This window comes from Kineococcus deserti, assembly GCF_050871945.1.
Taxonomy (GTDB): domain Bacteria; phylum Actinomycetota; class Actinomycetes; order Actinomycetales; family Kineococcaceae; genus Kineococcus.
On record NZ_JBJLSI010000021.1, the window covers coordinates 22,870 to 38,388 of the forward strand.

Here is a 15,519-nt window from a genome sequence, read left to right on the forward strand (position 1 = left end):
GGCCTCTGCTGCGTCCCCCCGCCCCACCCGCCCCAACCACCCGGTGATCAAGGATTCAACGCCGGCGATCAAGGATTCGCGACCCCTCGAGCGCCGCGGTCGAATCCTTGATCACGGGGGTGGGGGGCGGGCGCGTTTCAGCTCTGCGGCCCAGGTGCCGATGAGAAGGCAGAGCAAGTGATGAGCGGTCCCGGCGACGGGGTCGCACCCGACGCGAGAAGTGGGAGCGCCCGTGGACGACATGGACGAGATCGTCCAGGAGTTCCTGGTCGAGAGCTACGAGAACCTGGACCAGCTGGACTCCGACCTCGTCGCGCTGGAGCAGCAGCCCGGTTCGCGGGAACTGCTGGCCAGCGTCTTCCGCACCATCCACACGATCAAGGGCACCTCCGGGTTCCTGGCCTTCTCCAAGCTGGAGTCGGTCGCCCACGTCGGGGAGAACCTGCTCGCCCGTCTGCGCGACGGCCAGCTGGTCATGACCCCGACCACGACCGACGTGCTGCTGCGCATGGTCGACACCATCCGTGCCCTGCTGAGCGCCATCGAGGAGTCGCACTCCGAGGCGGCCGTCGAGGTCACCGCCGTCGTCGCCGCCATCCGGGCGGTCCTCGACGGGGAGGAGCCCGTGCTGCCCGCCGGCGCCGCCGCCGGTGTCGAGGTCGCGCCCGAGCCGGCCCCCGTCGCCGAGCCGGCCCCCGTCGCCGAGGTCGCCCCCGTCGCCGAGATCGCGCCCGAGCCGGCCCCCGTCGCCGAGGTCGCGCCCGAGCCGGCCCCGGTCGTGGAGGTCACCCCCGAACCCGCTCCCGCGCCCGTCGTGGAGGTCGCGCCCGAGCCCGCGCCGGTCGCCGAGGCCACCCCGGCCCCGGCCCCGGCCCCGGTCCCCGCCGCCGCCCCGGCTCCCGCCGCCCCCGCCCCGGCCGGTGCCGCACCCGCCGAGAAGGCGTCGGCCGCCGAGGCCACCATCCGCGTCGACGTGGAACTCCTGGAGTCCCTCGTCCGCCAGGCCGGCGAACTCGTCCTGGCCCGCAACCAGATCCTCCAGCGCGCCGGCGCGCTGCGCGACGAGGACCTGACCCGCGCCTGCCACCGGCTGAACCTCGTCGCGAGCGAGATGCAGGAAACGGTCATGCGCACCCGCATGCAGGCCATCGACCACCTGTGGTCGAAGCTGCCCCGCGTCGTGCGCGACCTCGGGAACATGCTGGGCCGCAAGATCAAGCTCGAGATGGAGGGCGGCGAAACCGAACTCGACCGCACCCTGCTGGAGGCGGTCAAGGACCCGCTGACGCACATCGTCCGCAACGCGGTCGACCACGGCATCGAGCCGCCGGAGGTCCGTCGCGCGGCGGGCAAGAACGAGGTCGGCACGCTGAAGCTGCGCGCGGCCCACGAGGGCGGCCAGGTCGTCGTCGAGATCCGCGACGACGGCAAGGGCATCGACCCGGGCGTCATCGGCGCCAAGGCCGTCGAGAAGGGCCTGGTCTCCGCGGCCAAGCTGGAGGTCCTGACCCCGAACGACATCCTGCAGTTCCTGTTCCTGCCCGGTTTCTCCACCGCGGCCAAGGTCACGAACGTCTCCGGCCGGGGCGTCGGCATGGACGTCGTGAAGACGAACATCGAGCGCATCGGCGGTTCCGTCGACGTGGAGTCGGTGCCCGGCCAGGGCACCACCTGGCGGCTGCGGATCCCGCTGACGCTGGCGATCGTGCCGGCCCTGACCGTCGAGTGCGCCGGTCAGCGCTACGCGATGCCGCAGGTGAACCTGCTCGAACTCGTGAGCCTGGACACCGAGCGCATGAGCAAGGCGATCGAGGACGTCGGTGGCGCGAAGGTGTACCGCCTGCGCGGTGCGCTGCTGCCGCTGATCCGCCTCGAGGAGGCGCTGGAACTGCAGCGCCCCGCCGACGTCGAACTGCCGACGAACCTCGTCATCGCCGTCCTGGAGTGCGACGGACGTCGTTTCGGCCTGCTGGTCGACCGCGTCCTGGACACCGAGGAGATCGTCGTCAAACCCCTCTCCGGGGCGTTGAAGGCGATCGGGGCCTACGCCGGCGCCACGATCCTCGGCGACGGTCGCGTCTCGCTGATCCTCGACGTGCAGTCGCTGGCCCGCCGCACCATGCGTTCGGACGGCCTGGAGCACGTCAACGACGAGGCCGCCACCCAGCAGGCCGCGACCGGCGACGGGCAGCGTCTGCTCGTCGTCGGCCTCGGCGGCAACCGCCGGGTCGCGATCCCGCTGGACGTCGTCACCCGCCTCGAGGAGTTCCGCACGGACTCCATCGAGCGCGTCGGGCGCCGCGAGGTGGTCCGCTACCGCGGCGAGATCCTGCCGCTGGTCCGGCTCTCCAACCACCTCGGTGGTGGCTCGCGGTCGTCCTACTCGACGGAGGAGGTCGAGTCCGTCCCGGGTGTCGTGTACTCCGCACGCGGCCGGTCGGTCGCGATCGTCGTCGACGAGATCGTCGACATCGTCGCCGGCCAGGACGCGCACAGCGACATCGACGACGCCGGTCTGGTCGGTTCGGCGGTCATCCGCGACCGCGTGACCGAACTCCTCGACGTCCGCTCGGCGATCCTCGCCGCCGACCCGAACTTCTTCACCGAGCAGGCTCAGAACGAGCTCGCCGAAGCTTCCAAGCGACTGGGGGTCTGACGTGTCCACGCAGTACGCCACGTTCCACCTCGCCGGGCACCTGTTCGGTGTCGAGGTGCGGCGCGTGCAGGAGGTGCTCACCGAGCAGCCCCGCACGCCCGCGCCGCTGGCCCCGCGCGCCGTCGCCGGCCTGATCAACCTGCGCGGTCAGGTCGTCACGGCGCTGGACCTGCGCCGCCGGCTGAACATGCCCGACCGCGAGGAGGGCAAGGTCGCGATGAACGTCGTCGTCCGTGCCGCCGAAGAGGTCTGGAGCCTGCTGGTCGACTCCATCGGTGGCGTCATCGAGGTCACCGACTCGACCTTCGAGCCGCCGCCGGACACGCTGTCCGGGCCGATCCGCGAACTGATCCGCGGCGCCTACAAGCTCGACGACGCGCTGCTGCTCGTCCTCGACGTCGACAAGGCGCTGGAGATCGAGGGCGCGGAGAACGCGGCCTGAGAACGCGGCCTGAGAACTGCTGGACGGGGTGGGACCTCCGGGTTCCACCCCGTTCTGCGTCCGGCGGTCCACGGTGCCCGGCGTCGGCCGGCTACCCCGGGCGACGGTAGAGGTGCCGCTCGTCCTCCGGAACCACGGGCACCGACGACGCCTGCCCGGCTTCCTGCCCGGGTTCGTGCCCGGGTTCCTCCTCGGGAGGTTCCCCGGCGGTCGGTGCGGCCGCGGTCGCCGGCTCGGGAACTCCCTCCTCGACGTCGGCGACCGGGGCACCGGCGGGCCCGGCCCGCCAGATCACCAGGCCGGCCACGACGGGGACGACGATCGCCGGCAGCAGCAGCGCCAGGGCGCCGGCGACCTCGGGGAAGCTGTTCGTGGTCGGGCCGTACCAGTTCAGCTCCAGGGAGCCGGTGCCCTCGTCGGCCGCGCCGGACACACCGTGCACCAACCCGGCCGTCACCAGCAGCGCCTGCAGTCCCGCGAGGCCCGCGCCGGCTGCGGCCACGCGGCGTCCCCAGCGGTCCGGAACCAGCCAGGCCGGCCGGCCGGCGAGCACGACGGCGGCCACCGCGAGCGCCGCGACCGGCCCGGCGAGCAGAGGCCCGGGCAGGCCCATCTGGAACCACAGCACGCTGAACCGGCGCGAGACCGGCAGGTCGAAGCCGTCGGTGGCGCCGGCGTCCAGGCCGCGCTGGTCGGGGGAGATCCCGAAGAAGTCCGCGTCGTAGGCACCCGTGAGGACCCGCCGCCCCGCCTCGCCGACGAGGACCACCGGCAGCAGGCACGCCGCGACCAGGAGCCACGAGACCCACCGCCGCCGCGCGTCCTCGTCCGCAGCGCCCTCGCCGTCGCTCCGTTCGTCGCCGGAGCGCTCCTGCTCGTCCTCACCGGCCGTCACGACACGACGTTACGGCCGGGTGGTCCCCACGTCGCCCGGACGGCGCAACCCCGTCGCGAGGGGTGACCCACCCGGGGGTCCGGGAAGCCGGGGATGCGCCCGGACGGCTGACCTGACCTGGCCCGCGGGGTCACGCAGTGTCAGGGTGGGGCCACTCCGCCGGACCGGGCGGTGCGACCAGACCGGAGGCGACACCGTGCACTACTCCCTCGTGAGCTCTCCCGTCCTGGGCTTCGACCTCGTCCGGATCCCGCACGGCGACTCCACCGCCGAGGTGCTGCTGCGCGCGCTGGCCTGCGGTCCCCGCGAGATCGACCTCCTGGCCGCCCGGCACGACCCGGCCGTGCGCGTCGCCGCGTGGGAGTCCGTGCGCACGGCCTGCGACGACGTCCCGCAGATCACCGACGTGCTGCACCAGGTCGCCAACGGCCTGGCCGGTGAGGACTTCACCGACGAGGTCGCCGGCGCCCGCGTCGAGTCCGGCATCGTCCGCGTCCTGCAGACCAGCACCATCGCCGACGCCGACGCCCTCGTGCGGTTGGTGCACCACGACGTCCTGGACTGGACGTGGTCGACGCCGCTGGCCGGTGGCCCGCGGCTGCGCACCGAGGACGCCGGCCGCGCCGGTGACGTGCTCGCCGACGCCGCCGTGTCGACCTACCTGGGCGACCGGTTGCCCGACCACGTCCGCCGCGTCCTGGCCCACCCGTACCTGCAGGCGTCCAAGGACCTCGCCCCGCTGCCGGAGCAGCCCACGGGCCTGGGGCCGGAGCAGGCCGGCGTCGCCCGGGTGCTCGACACCCTGCGCCGCCTCGACGGGACCGACCGCGCCTGCCTGCGGGCCGTCGCCGACTCCAGCCGTCCGTCGGCCGGGGAGTGGGCCGGCGCCGTCCACGACGCGTCGTGGGCCGTGCACCTGTCCGACCGGGTGCGCACCGCCGCCGCCGCCCAGCTGCTGGCCGTCCGCGCGTTCCGGGCCGGCGGCCTCGACGCCGCCGACGGCGCGAGCGGGCTGTGGAACATCGTCTCCGGCGTCGTGCACGCCGAGGTCGTCGCCGACCTGCTCAGCTCCGACGCGCGCGCCGTGCTGGTGCGGCCGTGGGAAGCGGCCTTCGGCACCGCCTGAGGCCACCCCTGCGCCCCGGTACCGTGGGGGCGTGCTGGATCCCGCCGTGACGACCGGTGCCCCCGGTCCGTCGCGGGGCGGGTTGCGGGTGCTGCGCGCGGGGGCCGTCGCCGGCACCGTCCTGGGGCTGGCCGCCGGGGCGCACGTCGCCGCCGGTGGGGGTGTGCCCGCTCCGGCCCTGCTCGCGGCCGTCGCCGTGGTGCTGGTGGCCGTGTGCCTGCTGCTGGCCGGCCGGCGGTTCTCCTGGCCCGTCCTCGGCGGGCTCCTCGGGGGCGGGCAGGTCGCGTTGCACGCGGTGTTCGCCTGTTCCGGTCCCACGACGGCCGTCGTCGCGGCCGGTCACCACCAGGAGTGGACTCCGGTGGACGTGACCGCCGCCCCGGGGGTGTTCTCCGTCGGGATGACGTTCGCGCACGCCGTGGCCACGGTCCTGGCCGTGCTGGCGCTGGTCCACGGCGAGTTCCTGCTGTGGTCGCTGTGGGCGTGGTTGCGCCCGCTGGTCCGGGTCCTGCTGCCCGTCCTGCGGCACGTCGCGGTGCGGGTCGCCCCGGTGCCGGCCGACCTGCCGAAACCGCGGTCGGTCGCGGCGCGCCGGGTGCGCCGACGTGGTCCGCCGAGGGTTCCCGCCCTCGCCACCACGTCCTGACGACACCACCCGGAGTGACCACCGTGAAGACCACCCTGCCCGCGCGCGCCCTCGTCGTGGGCGCAGCCGCCTGCACCGCAACCGTTCTCGCCGCCGTGCCCGCCGCGGCCCACGTCCACGCCGTGCCCGACGCGACGGCCGCCGGCGGCTACAGCGTCGTGACGTTCCGCGTTCCGAACGAGTCCGACACGGCCGCGACGACCTCGATCGAGGTCGCGCTGCCGACCGACCACCCGTTCAGCTACGTGGCCACGAAACCCGTGGCCGGCTGGACCGCCGTCGTCACCGAGGGCGCGTTGCCCGCACCCGTGGAGGACGACGGGGTGACGGTGACGCAGGCTCCGCTGACGATCACCTGGACGGCCGACCCGGGAACTCCCGGGATCGCGGTCGGGCAGTTCGAGGAGTTCGAGGCCAACGTCGGTCCGCTGCCCGGCGAGGGGACCCGCATCGTCCTGCCGACCGTGCAGACCTACGCCGACGGTGAGGTCTCGAGCTGGACCGAGGTCGCCGAGGAGGGGGCCGGGGAACCGCAGAGCCCGGCGCCGGAGTTCACCACGACGGCCGCCTCCGCCGACGAGCACGGTGCGGCGACGGAGCACGTCGAGGAAGCCCAGGAACCCGCGGCGGCCGTCGAGGGTTCCGACGCCGACCCGCTCGCCCGCGGCCTGGCCGGCGGTGCGCTCGTCCTGGGACTGGCCGCCCTCGTGATCGTGCTGCTGCGGCGTCAGCGGTCCTGATCCAGCGGTCCCGACCCGTCGCGGGAGGGGGGCGTCGCCGGCGATCCCCCTCCCGCGGCGAGCAGTTCCCGACGTGGCGGCGAGGTCGCGGCGCGGCGGCTCAGGCGTTCGCGCTGAACCCCGCGACCGCCCGCACCACGGCCCGGTGCAGCAGCGGATCGCCCAGCGGCCGGAAGTGCCCCTCCAGCGGCAGCTCGACCTCCGCGGCCCCGGCCAGGCCGGGGGTGCCCGCCTCGCGCGGCACGTGCGGATCCCACCGGGGGCGCAGCGCCACGATCCGCGGGTGCGAGCTGACGTCGGCGACGAGCCGGCGCACCGCGGGGTCGCGGGGGGACAGCCGGCGCACCGACCGGGCCGGGAACCACGTCGCGTGGCGCGAGCCCGCGAACGGGGTGGCCACCGCGACGGCGCCGCTGACGCGGTCGGCCACCTCGGGCAGGGCGAACGCGGCCTTGGCGATCAGGCCGCCCTTGGAGTGCGCGACCACGACGACGTCGTGCAGGTCGAGGGCGACGAGCCGGTCGCGCACCAGCAGGGCGGCCTCGTCCAGCTCGGCCGAGTTCGCCCCCATCCCGGGGACGACGTGGACGGGGTGGCCGGCCGCGTGCAGCGCGTCGCCCAGGCCGCGCAGGACGTGCCAGCTCTCCCAGATCCCCGGCAGCAGGAGCACCGGCGCGCCCGTGCCGCCCGACCAGTCCGGGCTCCCGGGCAGCAGCGCCCGCAGCTGGGCCCGCACGATCCAGGCGTAGTCCGCGGCGCGAACCGCCAGGCGCAGGCTCACCGCTGCACCAGCTCGGCCGGCCACGTCGTCCGCGTGCCCCACCGCACGCCCTCGTCCTGGACCCGGTCGAGGCGGACGGTCGGTCCGCCGGGCGCGTCGGTGGCCGTCAGGCGGTGGGGCACCGCACCGTCCTCGCCACGGGTCAGTCCGTGGCGGCGACCAGGGCGTTCGCGTGGCCGTGCCCCAGGCCGTGCTCGGACTTCAGCCAGTTCACCTGCTCCAGGTGCTTCAGGCCCGGGTGCTCGGCGCGGTGGGCGCGCAGCAGGTCCTGCCACTCGGTGACCGGCCTGCCGTACTTCGCCTCGATCGAGGGGAAGTAGCTGGCCGGGCCCTTGACCTTCTCGCTCACGTGGTCCTCCTCTGGTGTCGTCCCTCGTCCGGATGACTCCCGGATCCTGCCGGATCCAGCGGTCACCGCGGGCGACCTTCGAGCGGAGGAGCTGCCGTGCCCGAGGATGCGCAGGCGACCGGACGTCTCATGACCGCCTACTTCGCGGCCATGACCGCCGGCGAGGACCTCACGCCGTACCTCGATCCCGGCGTCACCTGGACGGACGCCGACACCGGCGAGGTGTTCACCGGCCCGCTCGCCGTCCAGGACCACATCACGGCCCTGCACGAGACGCGGTACGCCGCCCGTCCCGTGGGGACCTCCCTGACCAGCGCGGCCGGGCGCGCGGTGCTGGAGGGCTGCTTCGTCGCCGACACGGGGGAGCAGCGTGTGCCCTTCTGCCTGGTCTACGACCTGGCGGGCTCCCGCATCGTCGCCATGCGGCTGTACGCGTCGTTCACCGCGTTGTCGCGGCTGGCGCGCTGAGCCCGGGCTCGCGGCCCGACGCGTTCCCGCTCGACGGGTGGCGCGCGGCGCAGCAGAGTAGGCGTGTACGGACAGTCACGACGTCAAAACACAGCGTCGCCTTCAAGGTTGGGCGCCGGACGCCGATGGATAGGAAGCCGCCCGTCCGGGTGGCGTTCCACGGCGCCGACCCCCGCGCCGGCGGCAGGGAAGGTCAGGTACGACGTGAGCCAACGCATCAAGGTGCTCACCGTGGACGACTCCGTCGTCGTCCGGCGGCTCGTCACCGACGTGCTGGCCTCCGACCCGGCCATCGAGGTCGTCGGTACCGCGCCCAACGGCAAGATCGCGCTCGACAAGATCGCCCAGCTCGCCCCCGACGTGGTGACGCTGGACATCGAGATGCCCGTCATGGACGGCCTCGAGGCGATCAAGGAGATCCGCAAGGTCGACCGGCGGCTGCCGGTCATCATGTTCTCCACGCTCACCGAGCGCGGCGCGACGGCCACCCTCGAGGCGCTGTCCTCGGGTGCCTCCGACTACGTGACCAAACCGGCGAACGTCGGCTCGGTCCAGGAGTCCATGGACTCCGTCCGCGAGCAGCTGATCCCCAAGATCAAGGCGCTCGTCCCGCACCTGGCGGCCCCGGCCCCGGCCCCGGCCGCACCCGTGCGCCCCGTCGCCGCGCAGCCGGCCACCCCCGTCACCACCCGCGTCCCCTCCGGTGCCGTCAAGGCCCCGCGCGCCCTCGTCATCGGGTCCTCCACGGGTGGCCCCGAGGCGCTGTCGGCCGTGCTGGCCGGACTGCCCGCCACCCTCGGTGTGCCCGTGCTGGTGACCCAGCACATGCCGCCGGTCTTCACCCGCCTGTACGCCCAGCGCCTGGACAAGGCGAGCGCGTTGCGCGTCGTGGAGGCCACCGACGGCGAACCCGTCGTGCCCGGCAGCGTGTACGTGGCTCCCGGCGACTTCCACATGGAGGTCGTCCGCCGCGGGCCGCAGCTGGTGGTCAAGTTGCACCAGGGACCTCCCGAGAACTTCTGCAGGCCGGCTGTCGACGTCATGATCCGCTCGGCGGTCGCCGCGTTCGGCGGGGAGCTGCTGGCCGTCATCCTCACCGGGATGGGCTCGGACGGGAAGCTCGGCTGCAAGGCCGTCGCCGCCGCCGGAGGGCAGGTCGTGGCGCAGGACGAGGCCACGTCGGTGGTCTGGGGCATGCCCGGAGCCGTCGCCCGCGAGGGCATCGCGGACGAGGTCCTGCCCCTGGGTTCCATCGCCGACGCCATCACCCGGCGGCTGGGCCCGGCGGCCCGGCCGGCGACCGCCGGCAGTTCCCCCCTCGCTTCCACACGTTCCACCGCCTCGGTACCTCCGCCGGCGTTCAGTCCCGCCGCTCCCGCGGCCCGTCCCACTCAAGGCAGGTGGTGACATGGCACTCACGACCACAGCCTTCGACTGGGTCTGCACCCTCGTGCGCAAGGAAAGTGCGATCGTCCTCGAGAAGGGCAAGGAGTACCTCGTCGAGTCCCGGCTCGTGCCGCTGGCACGGGCTGCGGGTGCGGCCGACGTCTCCGCCTACGTCGACGGCATCCGGTTGCGTCCCGACCGCCGTGCGCAGACCGCGATCGTCGAGGCGCTGACCACCAACGAGACGTCGTGGTTCCGCGACGGCGCGCCCTTCCAGGCGTTCTCGACGTCGGTGGTCCCGGCTCTGAAGCAGGCCCGCGCGGCGACGCGGTCGCTGCGCATCTGGTCGGCCGCCAGCTCGACCGGCCAGGAGCCGTACAGCCTCGCGATCGGCCTGCAGGACAGCCTCGTCGCCGAAGGGTGGCGCGCCGAGATCGTCGCCACGGACCTGTCCAACGAGGTCCTGGAGAAGGCCAGGGCGGGTCGCTACTCGCAGCTGGAGATGAACCGCGGGTTGCCGGCGCCGATGCTCGTGCGCCACTTCACCCGGGTGGGCACCCAGTGGCAGGTGAACGACGACATCAAGCGGATGGTGCGTTTCCAGCAGCTGAACCTCACGAGTTCGTACGCGGCCCTGGGCCAGTTCGACGTGGTGTTCCTGCGCAACGTGCTCATCTACTTCGACCTCGAGACCAAGCGGGACATCCTGTCCCGGGTCCGCAAGGTGCTGCGCCCCGGCGGTTACATGTTCCTCGGGGGAGCTGAGACGACGTTGGGCGTCGACGACAACTGGGACCGCGAACTCATCGGACGGGTTTCGGTCCACCGTCCCAAGAATGGAGGTCAGGCATGAAGGCTCTGGTCGTGGATGACTCCCGCGCCATGCGGAAGATCATCGCTGGTGCACTGCGCAAGCTGGGCTACGAGACGGTCGAGGCGGCCGACGGCGCCGAGGCGCTGGAGGTCCTCAAGTCGGGGTCGCTGCCCGACCTCGCCACGGTCGACTGGAACATGCCCGTGATGGACGGTCTGACGTTCGTCACCCAGGTCCGGGCCAACCGCGACTACCGCGCGCTGACCCTGATGATGGTCACCACCGAGGCCGAGCACGGGCAGATCGTGCGCGCGCTGGCCGCCGGTGCGCACGAGTACCTCATCAAGCCGTTCACCGTCGAGGCCCTCGAGGAGAAGCTCTCCCTGCTGGGGCTGCTGCCCGAAGGAGCGCAGGCGTGACCGAACTGATCGAGGAGACCTACGAGGAGCCGACCGACTACGTCGAGGACGAGGCGCTCGCGCAGATCGTCGACCAGATGTGGGCGTCGTACTTCGCGCACACCGAGTTCCTGGTCCCGGCCTACGAGCCGCACGACATCGAGGGCGAGATCCTGTGCGCCTCGGTGACGATCTCCGGCGCCCGTCCGGGCATCGTGACCGTCAGCGTCGAGCGTCCGCTGGCCGCGCCGCTGGCCGGTGCGCTGCTGCAGGAGGACGGTGAACTGACCGACGAGGACGTCTACGACTCCCTCGGCGAGGTCTCGAACATCGTCGGCGGCAACATCAAGGCCCTCGTGCCCGACGCCGGCCCGCTGGGTCTGCCGGTGGTCTCGACCGCCAAACCGCTCCACGGGGCCTCCGACCGTCTGGCCGCCAGGCTGGACGCCAACTGGCAGGGTCAGTGGCTGACGTTCGAGGTCTGGCTGGCCGCGGCCGCCCCGTCCGAGGAGGTCCGGGCGTGAAGGCGCTGGTCGTCGACGACAGCCGTGTCATGCGGCAGATCGTCATCCGCACGCTGCGGCAGGCGGGCTACGACTGGGTCGACGTCGTCCAGGCCGAGAACGGCAAGGAGGGGTTCGACGTCGTCCGCAAGGAGAACCCCGACATCGTCCTGTCCGACTGGAACATGCCGGAGGCCACCGGCTACGAGATGCTGCAGAACCTCCGCGGTTCGGGCATCGACGTGCCGTTCGGCTTCGTGACGTCGGAGGGTTCGGAGGAGATGCGGGAGAAGGCGGCGGCCGCCGGCGCCCTGTTCCTCATCGCCAAGCCGTTCACGCCCGAGGCGTTCGCCGCCGCGCTGGCGCCCGTCCTCGGCGGTGACGCCGGTGCGGGGGCGACGGAGACCTCCGTCGCCCAGGGCGAGGTGAAGTTCGACGTCAACCCGTTGCCGTCGAACCTGGCCATCCGCAACCTGCTGTCGGACCTGCTGAACCGCGACGTCGAACTGCGCGAGGGCAACCCCGTGCCCGTCGGTGGGGTTCCGGGGTCGCTGGTCGGGCTGTACGTCGACGACCACCTGAAGTCCAAGGCCGTCGTGGTCTTCGACTTCCCCTTCGCCGCGCACGCCGGTGCCGCGATCGGCCTGCTGCCCCCGGGGGCCAGCGAGGCCGCGATCGAGGACCGGGAACTGCCGGAGAACCTCGCGGTGAACTCCCGCGAGGTGCTCAACATCATGGCGTCGCTGTTCAACGTCGAGGGTGCCGCGCACCTGAAGCTGTACGCGTCGTACGTGCCCGGCGAGGTCCTGCGCCCGGACGTCGTGGACTGGGCGACCCGCACGGGTTCGCGTCTCGACCTCGCGGTCGAGGTGGCCCGCTACGGCAAGGGTGCGCTCAGCATCGTCACCTTCTGAGGTCGCACCCGGAGAACCCCCCGTCCGTCCGGACGGGGGGTTCTCCGTCGTCCGGGGTCCTCCCACCGGTGCGGGTCCTCGCACCGCAAGACGCTCGTGCGCCCGCCGCCGCCGCGGCGACCATCGGCACGTGACGACGACCGCCCCGACGACTCCCGCCGCGACAGCGCAGGACCTCCTCCTGCTGCTGCTGGAGGACGGCCGCCGCCGCGGCCTGCCGTCCCGCACCCTCGAGACCGTGATCGGCGGGGCGCTGCTGCTCGACCTCCTGGCCACCGGCCACCTCGAGTTCGCCGCCGACGGCGTGCTGGCCTACCGCCGCCGCGTCGTGGCGACGGGCGCCGAACCGGGGGAGGACCTGCGCCGGCGGGCCGTGCGGCTCGTCACCGGCCCCACGGGTGCGGGCCTGCCCGCGGTCACGGCCGTGGAGCGACTGGGATCGGCGCTGTCCGGGGCCGTGCTGGACCGGCTGGCCGCCGCCGGTGTCGCCGAGCACCGGCGCGAGCGCGTGCTGGGCCTGCTGCGCCGCGACCGCTGGGTCCTCACCCACCCCGCCCGGGCCCGCGCCGTCCGCGAGCGCCTGCGCGCGGTGCTGACCGGCGCCGCCGACCCCACCCCGCAGGACGCCGTCGCCCTGACCGTCCTGGCCGAGTCGGGTCGGGGCTTCCCGCTGGACGGGCTCGGCTGGAGCGCCCGTCGCGGGGCGGTCGCCGCCGCGCGCGAGCTCACCGCCGCGGTCCCGGGTCGTGCCGCACTGCGGGTCGCCGTGCTGGCCGCTGCCGGGTGAGCGGTCAGCGCAGCAGGATCGCCGTCGTGTCGTCCGGTCCCGCGGCCCAGTTCGGCTGCGCGGTCGGCCGGCCCAGCAGGTACCCCTGCCCGCACTCCACGCCGAGGTCCTTGAGCACCTCGAGCTCGCCGGTGCGCTCGACGCCCTCGGCCACCATCGTCGAGCCCAGCTCGGAGGCGAAACCCACCAGGGCGCGGGCGACCGCGCGGCGGGCGGGGTCGGTGTCGATGCCGCGGACGAAGGCGATGTCGAGCTTGACGATGTCCGGCGTCAGGTGCAGCACGTGCTGCAGGCTGGCGAACCCGGCGCCGGCGTCGTCGACGGCCACGCGCACGCCGGCCCGGCGCAGGTGCGAGATCACCTCGGTCAGCGCGGCGTAGTCCGCGACCGGATCGTGCTCGGTGATCTCGACGACCAGCCGGTCCGGGCGGGTGGACAGCAGCAGGTCGTGGGTGTCCTGGTCCAGCAGCGCCTCGGCGGAGGTGTTGACGCTGAGGTAGGCCCCGGCGGGCAGCCCGTCCAGCAGGGGCAGGGCGGAGGCGATGGCGGACTGCTCGAGCTTGACGCCGACGCCGGAGGAGCGGGCGTCGGCGAAGACCTGCTCGGGGCACCGCGGTGCGCCCTCGGCGCTGGTGAACCGGCTCAGCGCCTCGGCGCCGACGACGGTTCCCCGGTGCAGGTCGACGATCGGCTGCACCACGGTGAGCCGGCCGGCGCCGGCCACGAGGGCGTCGAGGGAGGCCAGCCGGTCGTCGCGTTCGGCGCGGCGCCGGTCACGGTGGTGCAGCACCCCGGCGACGAGCGCGGCGACGACGTGCAGCGCCTCGAGCTGGCGCGATCCCAGCGCCGCCACCGTCCGGTCGCTGACCCCGATCAACCGGCCGTGCGGTTCGCCGTCGGGACGGACGACGACGACGCTCAGCGGGCAGCCGCCGAGGTCGGTGTCGGCCAGGAGTCGGACCGTCGCGTGCGGTTCCAGGACGCTGGCGGTCTGCTCGACGTGGAACGGTGTGGCGGCCGTCGCGCGGGTCAGCGCGGCCACGGGGGTGCCGAAGATGTCGCGGGCCAGGTCCAGCAGCTGGGCGACGGCGTCAGCGTCGTCGTCCTGCGCGTGCACCTGTCGACCTCCCGCGGAACCTGCCCCCACCCGTCGCAGCGAACCGTGCGAGCCGCGGGCGCACCGCGCGGGGACGGTGCGAGCGCGAGGTGCCGCTGCTGACGGGACGACTTTTCCAGAACGCTGATCCACAGGCAATCACGAGACGGCAACAGTCACCAGTCGTGACCGAGGGTGATTGAGCGTCGGATCTCCGCAGGTGGGAGGGTCACAAGAGGACCGTCAGCCGCTAGCGTCGGCACCACCGGTCCCCAACGAGGAGGTCCCGATGACGAACTCCCACCTGTCCCCGTACCTGACCTTCGCCGGCACCACCAAGGAGGCCATGGCCTTCTACCACTCCGTCCTCGGCGGCAAGCTCGACGTGAGCACCTTCGGCGAGTTCGGAGCCCCCGACGGCGTCGACCCCGAGGGCGTCATGCACGCCCAGCTGGACACCGACACCGGCTGGACCCTGATGGCCAGCGACACCGCACCCGGCACCGAACTCGTCGCCGGCAACAGCGTCACCGTCGCGCTGTTCGGCGACGACGAGGAGGTCCTGCGCGCGGCGTTCACCGGCCTGTCCGAGGGCGGCACGGTGACGGTGCCGCTGGAGAAGCAGGTGTGGGGCGACGAGTACGGCGCCTTCACCGACCGCTTCGGCGTCTCCTGGATGGTCAACCTCTCCCCGGCCGCGGAGGGCTGAGGTCTTGCGGACCGTTGTCCGGCGCGCAGCGCCGGACAACGGTCCGAACCCGGCCGCGACCTCAGCGGCGCCCGGTCGGCCCGTGCAGCCGCATCCTCAGCACCGCGAGCATCGCCTCGCCGATGATCTCCTTCGACATCTTCGACGTCCCGTGCGTCCGCTCGGTGAACAGGATCGGCACCTCCCGCACGTCCGCGCCCTGCTGCAACGCCGCCAGCGTCGTCTGGATCTGGAACGCGTACCCCGCCGCCGTCAGCTCCGACAGGTCCAGGGACCGCAGCAACGAGGCGCGCCACGCCTTGAACCCGCCGGTCAGGTCCGCGACCGGGGCCCGCAGCAGCGTCCGCGCGTAGACGTTGGCCCCGCGCGAGAGCGCCTTGCGGTACCACGGCCAGGCGTCGTCGAGCGCGCCGCCGGGCACGTACCGCGCGCCCAGGACCAGGTCCCCGCCGGCCGCGACCTCGGCCAGCATCCGCGGCAGCGCCTCGACGGGGTGCGAGCCGTCGGCGTCCATCTGCACGACGACGTCGTGGTCGCCGGTGGCCAGCGCGTGCGCGAACCCCGCCCGGTAGGCCGCGCCCAGACCGTCCTTGCTCGTGCGGGTCAGCAGCCGGACGCGACCCTGCGGGTACCGCGCGGCGACCTGCTCGACGATCGCCCCCGTCCCGTCGGGGGAGGAGTCGTCGACGACCAGGACGTCGGGGGCGACGGGGGAGTGCAGGACCCGGTCGAGCATCCCGGAGATGTTGTCGGCCTCGTCGTAGGTGGGCAGGACGACGACGCAGCGCAGGGCTTCGGCCAACGTGAAC

General features: G+C 73.5%; 18 protein-coding genes and 1 pseudogene. 13 read left to right on the forward strand and 6 right to left on the reverse strand.

Annotated features, from left to right (window positions below):
* Positions 1-232: 232 nt before the first annotated feature.
* Both ACRYR2_RS15900 and ACRYR2_RS15905 read left to right on the forward strand, forming a co-directional pair.
* The gene (locus ACRYR2_RS15900) at positions 233-2,656 is read left to right on the forward strand and encodes a chemotaxis protein CheW (protein ID WP_432563864.1); all 2,424 of its coding nucleotides are present in this window, start codon (positions 233-235) and stop codon (positions 2,654-2,656) included.
* Between the two features lies 1 nt (position 2,657).
* Positions 2,658-3,098: a chemotaxis protein CheW gene (locus tag ACRYR2_RS15905; protein WP_432563865.1), complete on the forward strand. Its 441-nt coding sequence runs from the start codon at positions 2,658-2,660 to the stop codon at positions 3,096-3,098.
* A gap of 91 nt (positions 3,099-3,189) precedes the next feature.
* On the opposite strand, the gene ACRYR2_RS15910 is transcribed toward ACRYR2_RS15905, so the two are convergent.
* Positions 3,190-3,993, reverse strand: a complete 804-nt coding sequence (locus ACRYR2_RS15910; RefSeq protein WP_432563866.1) for a hypothetical protein — start codon at positions 3,991-3,993, stop codon at positions 3,190-3,192.
* 211 nt (positions 3,994-4,204) lie between these two features.
* Between ACRYR2_RS15910 and ACRYR2_RS15915 the strand changes: the two genes are divergently transcribed.
* Genes ACRYR2_RS15915 through ACRYR2_RS15925 form a run of 3 tightly spaced genes read left to right on the forward strand, consistent with a single transcriptional unit; the run spans position 4,205 to position 6,505 of the window.
* Entirely contained in the window at positions 4,205-5,119 is a 915-nt protein-coding gene (locus ACRYR2_RS15915; RefSeq protein ID WP_432563867.1) for a hypothetical protein, read from the forward strand.
* 31 nt (positions 5,120-5,150) lie between these two features.
* Positions 5,151-5,765, forward strand: coding sequence for a hypothetical protein (locus tag ACRYR2_RS15920; RefSeq protein WP_432563868.1), 615 nt, complete (start codon positions 5,151-5,153; stop codon positions 5,763-5,765).
* 23 nt (positions 5,766-5,788) lie between these two features.
* Positions 5,789-6,505, forward strand: coding sequence for a YcnI family copper-binding membrane protein (locus tag ACRYR2_RS15925; protein ID WP_432563869.1), 717 nt, complete (start codon positions 5,789-5,791; stop codon positions 6,503-6,505).
* Positions 6,506-6,605: 100 nt separating this feature from the next.
* Here ACRYR2_RS15925 and ACRYR2_RS15930 read toward each other — a convergent pair whose 3' ends face one another.
* The 3 genes from ACRYR2_RS15930 to ACRYR2_RS15940 are packed head-to-tail and all read right to left on the reverse strand — an operon-like array spanning position 6,606 to position 7,635.
* Entirely contained in the window at positions 6,606-7,286 is a 681-nt protein-coding gene (locus ACRYR2_RS15930) for an esterase/lipase family protein (protein ID WP_432563870.1), read from the reverse strand.
* Complete coding sequence (locus ACRYR2_RS15935; RefSeq protein ID WP_432563871.1) at positions 7,283-7,408, reverse strand: hypothetical protein; 126 nt, start codon at positions 7,406-7,408, stop codon at positions 7,283-7,285. The genes ACRYR2_RS15930 and ACRYR2_RS15935 overlap by 4 nt, the downstream gene beginning before the upstream one ends.
* 20 nt (positions 7,409-7,428) lie before the next feature.
* Positions 7,429-7,635: a DUF4287 domain-containing protein gene (locus ACRYR2_RS15940; protein WP_432563872.1), complete on the reverse strand. Its 207-nt coding sequence runs from the start codon at positions 7,633-7,635 to the stop codon at positions 7,429-7,431.
* A gap of 96 nt (positions 7,636-7,731) precedes the next feature.
* Between ACRYR2_RS15940 and ACRYR2_RS15945 the strand changes: the two genes are divergently transcribed.
* The 7 genes and pseudogenes from ACRYR2_RS15945 (at position 7,732) to ACRYR2_RS15975 (ending at position 12,905) form a co-directional block, all read left to right on the forward strand.
* Positions 7,732-8,103, forward strand: coding sequence for a nuclear transport factor 2-like protein (locus ACRYR2_RS15945; RefSeq protein ID WP_432563873.1), 372 nt, complete (start codon positions 7,732-7,734; stop codon positions 8,101-8,103).
* Positions 8,104-8,307: 204 nt separating this feature from the next.
* Entirely contained in the window at positions 8,308-9,510 is a 1,203-nt protein-coding gene (locus ACRYR2_RS15950; protein WP_432563874.1) for a protein-glutamate methylesterase/protein-glutamine glutaminase, read from the forward strand.
* 1 nt (position 9,511) lies between these two features.
* Positions 9,512-10,342 carry a CheR family methyltransferase gene (locus tag ACRYR2_RS15955; protein ID WP_432563875.1) on the forward strand — a complete coding sequence of 277 codons (831 nt, stop codon included), beginning with the start codon at positions 9,512-9,514 and terminating at the stop codon, positions 10,340-10,342.
* Positions 10,339-10,722 carry a response regulator gene (locus ACRYR2_RS15960; RefSeq protein ID WP_432563876.1) on the forward strand — a complete coding sequence of 128 codons (384 nt, stop codon included), beginning with the start codon at positions 10,339-10,341 and terminating at the stop codon, positions 10,720-10,722. Before ACRYR2_RS15955 ends, ACRYR2_RS15960 begins: the two co-directional genes overlap by 4 nt.
* On the forward strand, positions 10,719-11,225 hold the full coding sequence (locus ACRYR2_RS15965) for a chemotaxis protein CheX (RefSeq protein WP_432563877.1): 507 nt from the start codon (positions 10,719-10,721) through the stop codon (positions 11,223-11,225). The genes ACRYR2_RS15960 and ACRYR2_RS15965 overlap by 4 nt, the downstream gene beginning before the upstream one ends.
* A pseudogene (locus ACRYR2_RS15970) lies at positions 11,222-11,578 on the forward strand (response regulator); the annotation flags it as partial. The gene ACRYR2_RS15965 and the pseudogene ACRYR2_RS15970, both read left to right, overlap by 4 nt.
* Positions 11,579-12,248: 670 nt before the next feature.
* Positions 12,249-12,905, forward strand: a complete 657-nt coding sequence (locus tag ACRYR2_RS15975; RefSeq protein WP_432563878.1) for a GOLPH3/VPS74 family protein — start codon at positions 12,249-12,251, stop codon at positions 12,903-12,905.
* 4 nt (positions 12,906-12,909) lie between these two features.
* Here ACRYR2_RS15975 and ACRYR2_RS15980 read toward each other — a convergent pair whose 3' ends face one another.
* The gene (locus ACRYR2_RS15980) at positions 12,910-14,022 is read right to left on the reverse strand and encodes an EAL domain-containing protein (protein ID WP_432563879.1); all 1,113 of its coding nucleotides are present in this window, start codon (positions 14,020-14,022) and stop codon (positions 12,910-12,912) included.
* Between the two features lie 268 nt (positions 14,023-14,290).
* Here ACRYR2_RS15980 and ACRYR2_RS15985 point away from each other — a divergent pair, with 268 nt between their 5' ends.
* The gene (locus ACRYR2_RS15985) at positions 14,291-14,710 is read left to right on the forward strand and encodes a VOC family protein (protein WP_432563880.1); all 420 of its coding nucleotides are present in this window, start codon (positions 14,291-14,293) and stop codon (positions 14,708-14,710) included.
* 61 nt (positions 14,711-14,771) lie between these two features.
* Here the strand turns inward: ACRYR2_RS15985 and ACRYR2_RS15990 are convergent, their stop codons facing one another.
* A complete protein-coding gene (locus tag ACRYR2_RS15990) occupies positions 14,772-15,512 on the reverse strand; it encodes a polyprenol monophosphomannose synthase (RefSeq protein ID WP_432563881.1) in 741 nt (246 codons plus the stop codon).
* Positions 15,513-15,519: the final 7 nt, after the last annotated feature.

Excerpts from the sequence above, each read along its gene's own strand:
- ACRYR2_RS15955 (WP_432563875.1), top strand. The coding sequence starts at position 9,512 with ATGGCACTCACGACCACAGCCTTCGACTGGGTCTGCACCCTCGTGCGC.
- ACRYR2_RS15960 (WP_432563876.1), top strand. The coding sequence starts at position 10,339 with ATGAAGGCTCTGGTCGTGGATGACTCCCGCGCCATGCGGAAGATCATC.
- ACRYR2_RS15985 (WP_432563880.1), top strand. The coding sequence starts at position 14,291 with ATGACGAACTCCCACCTGTCCCCGTACCTGACCTTCGCCGGCACCACC.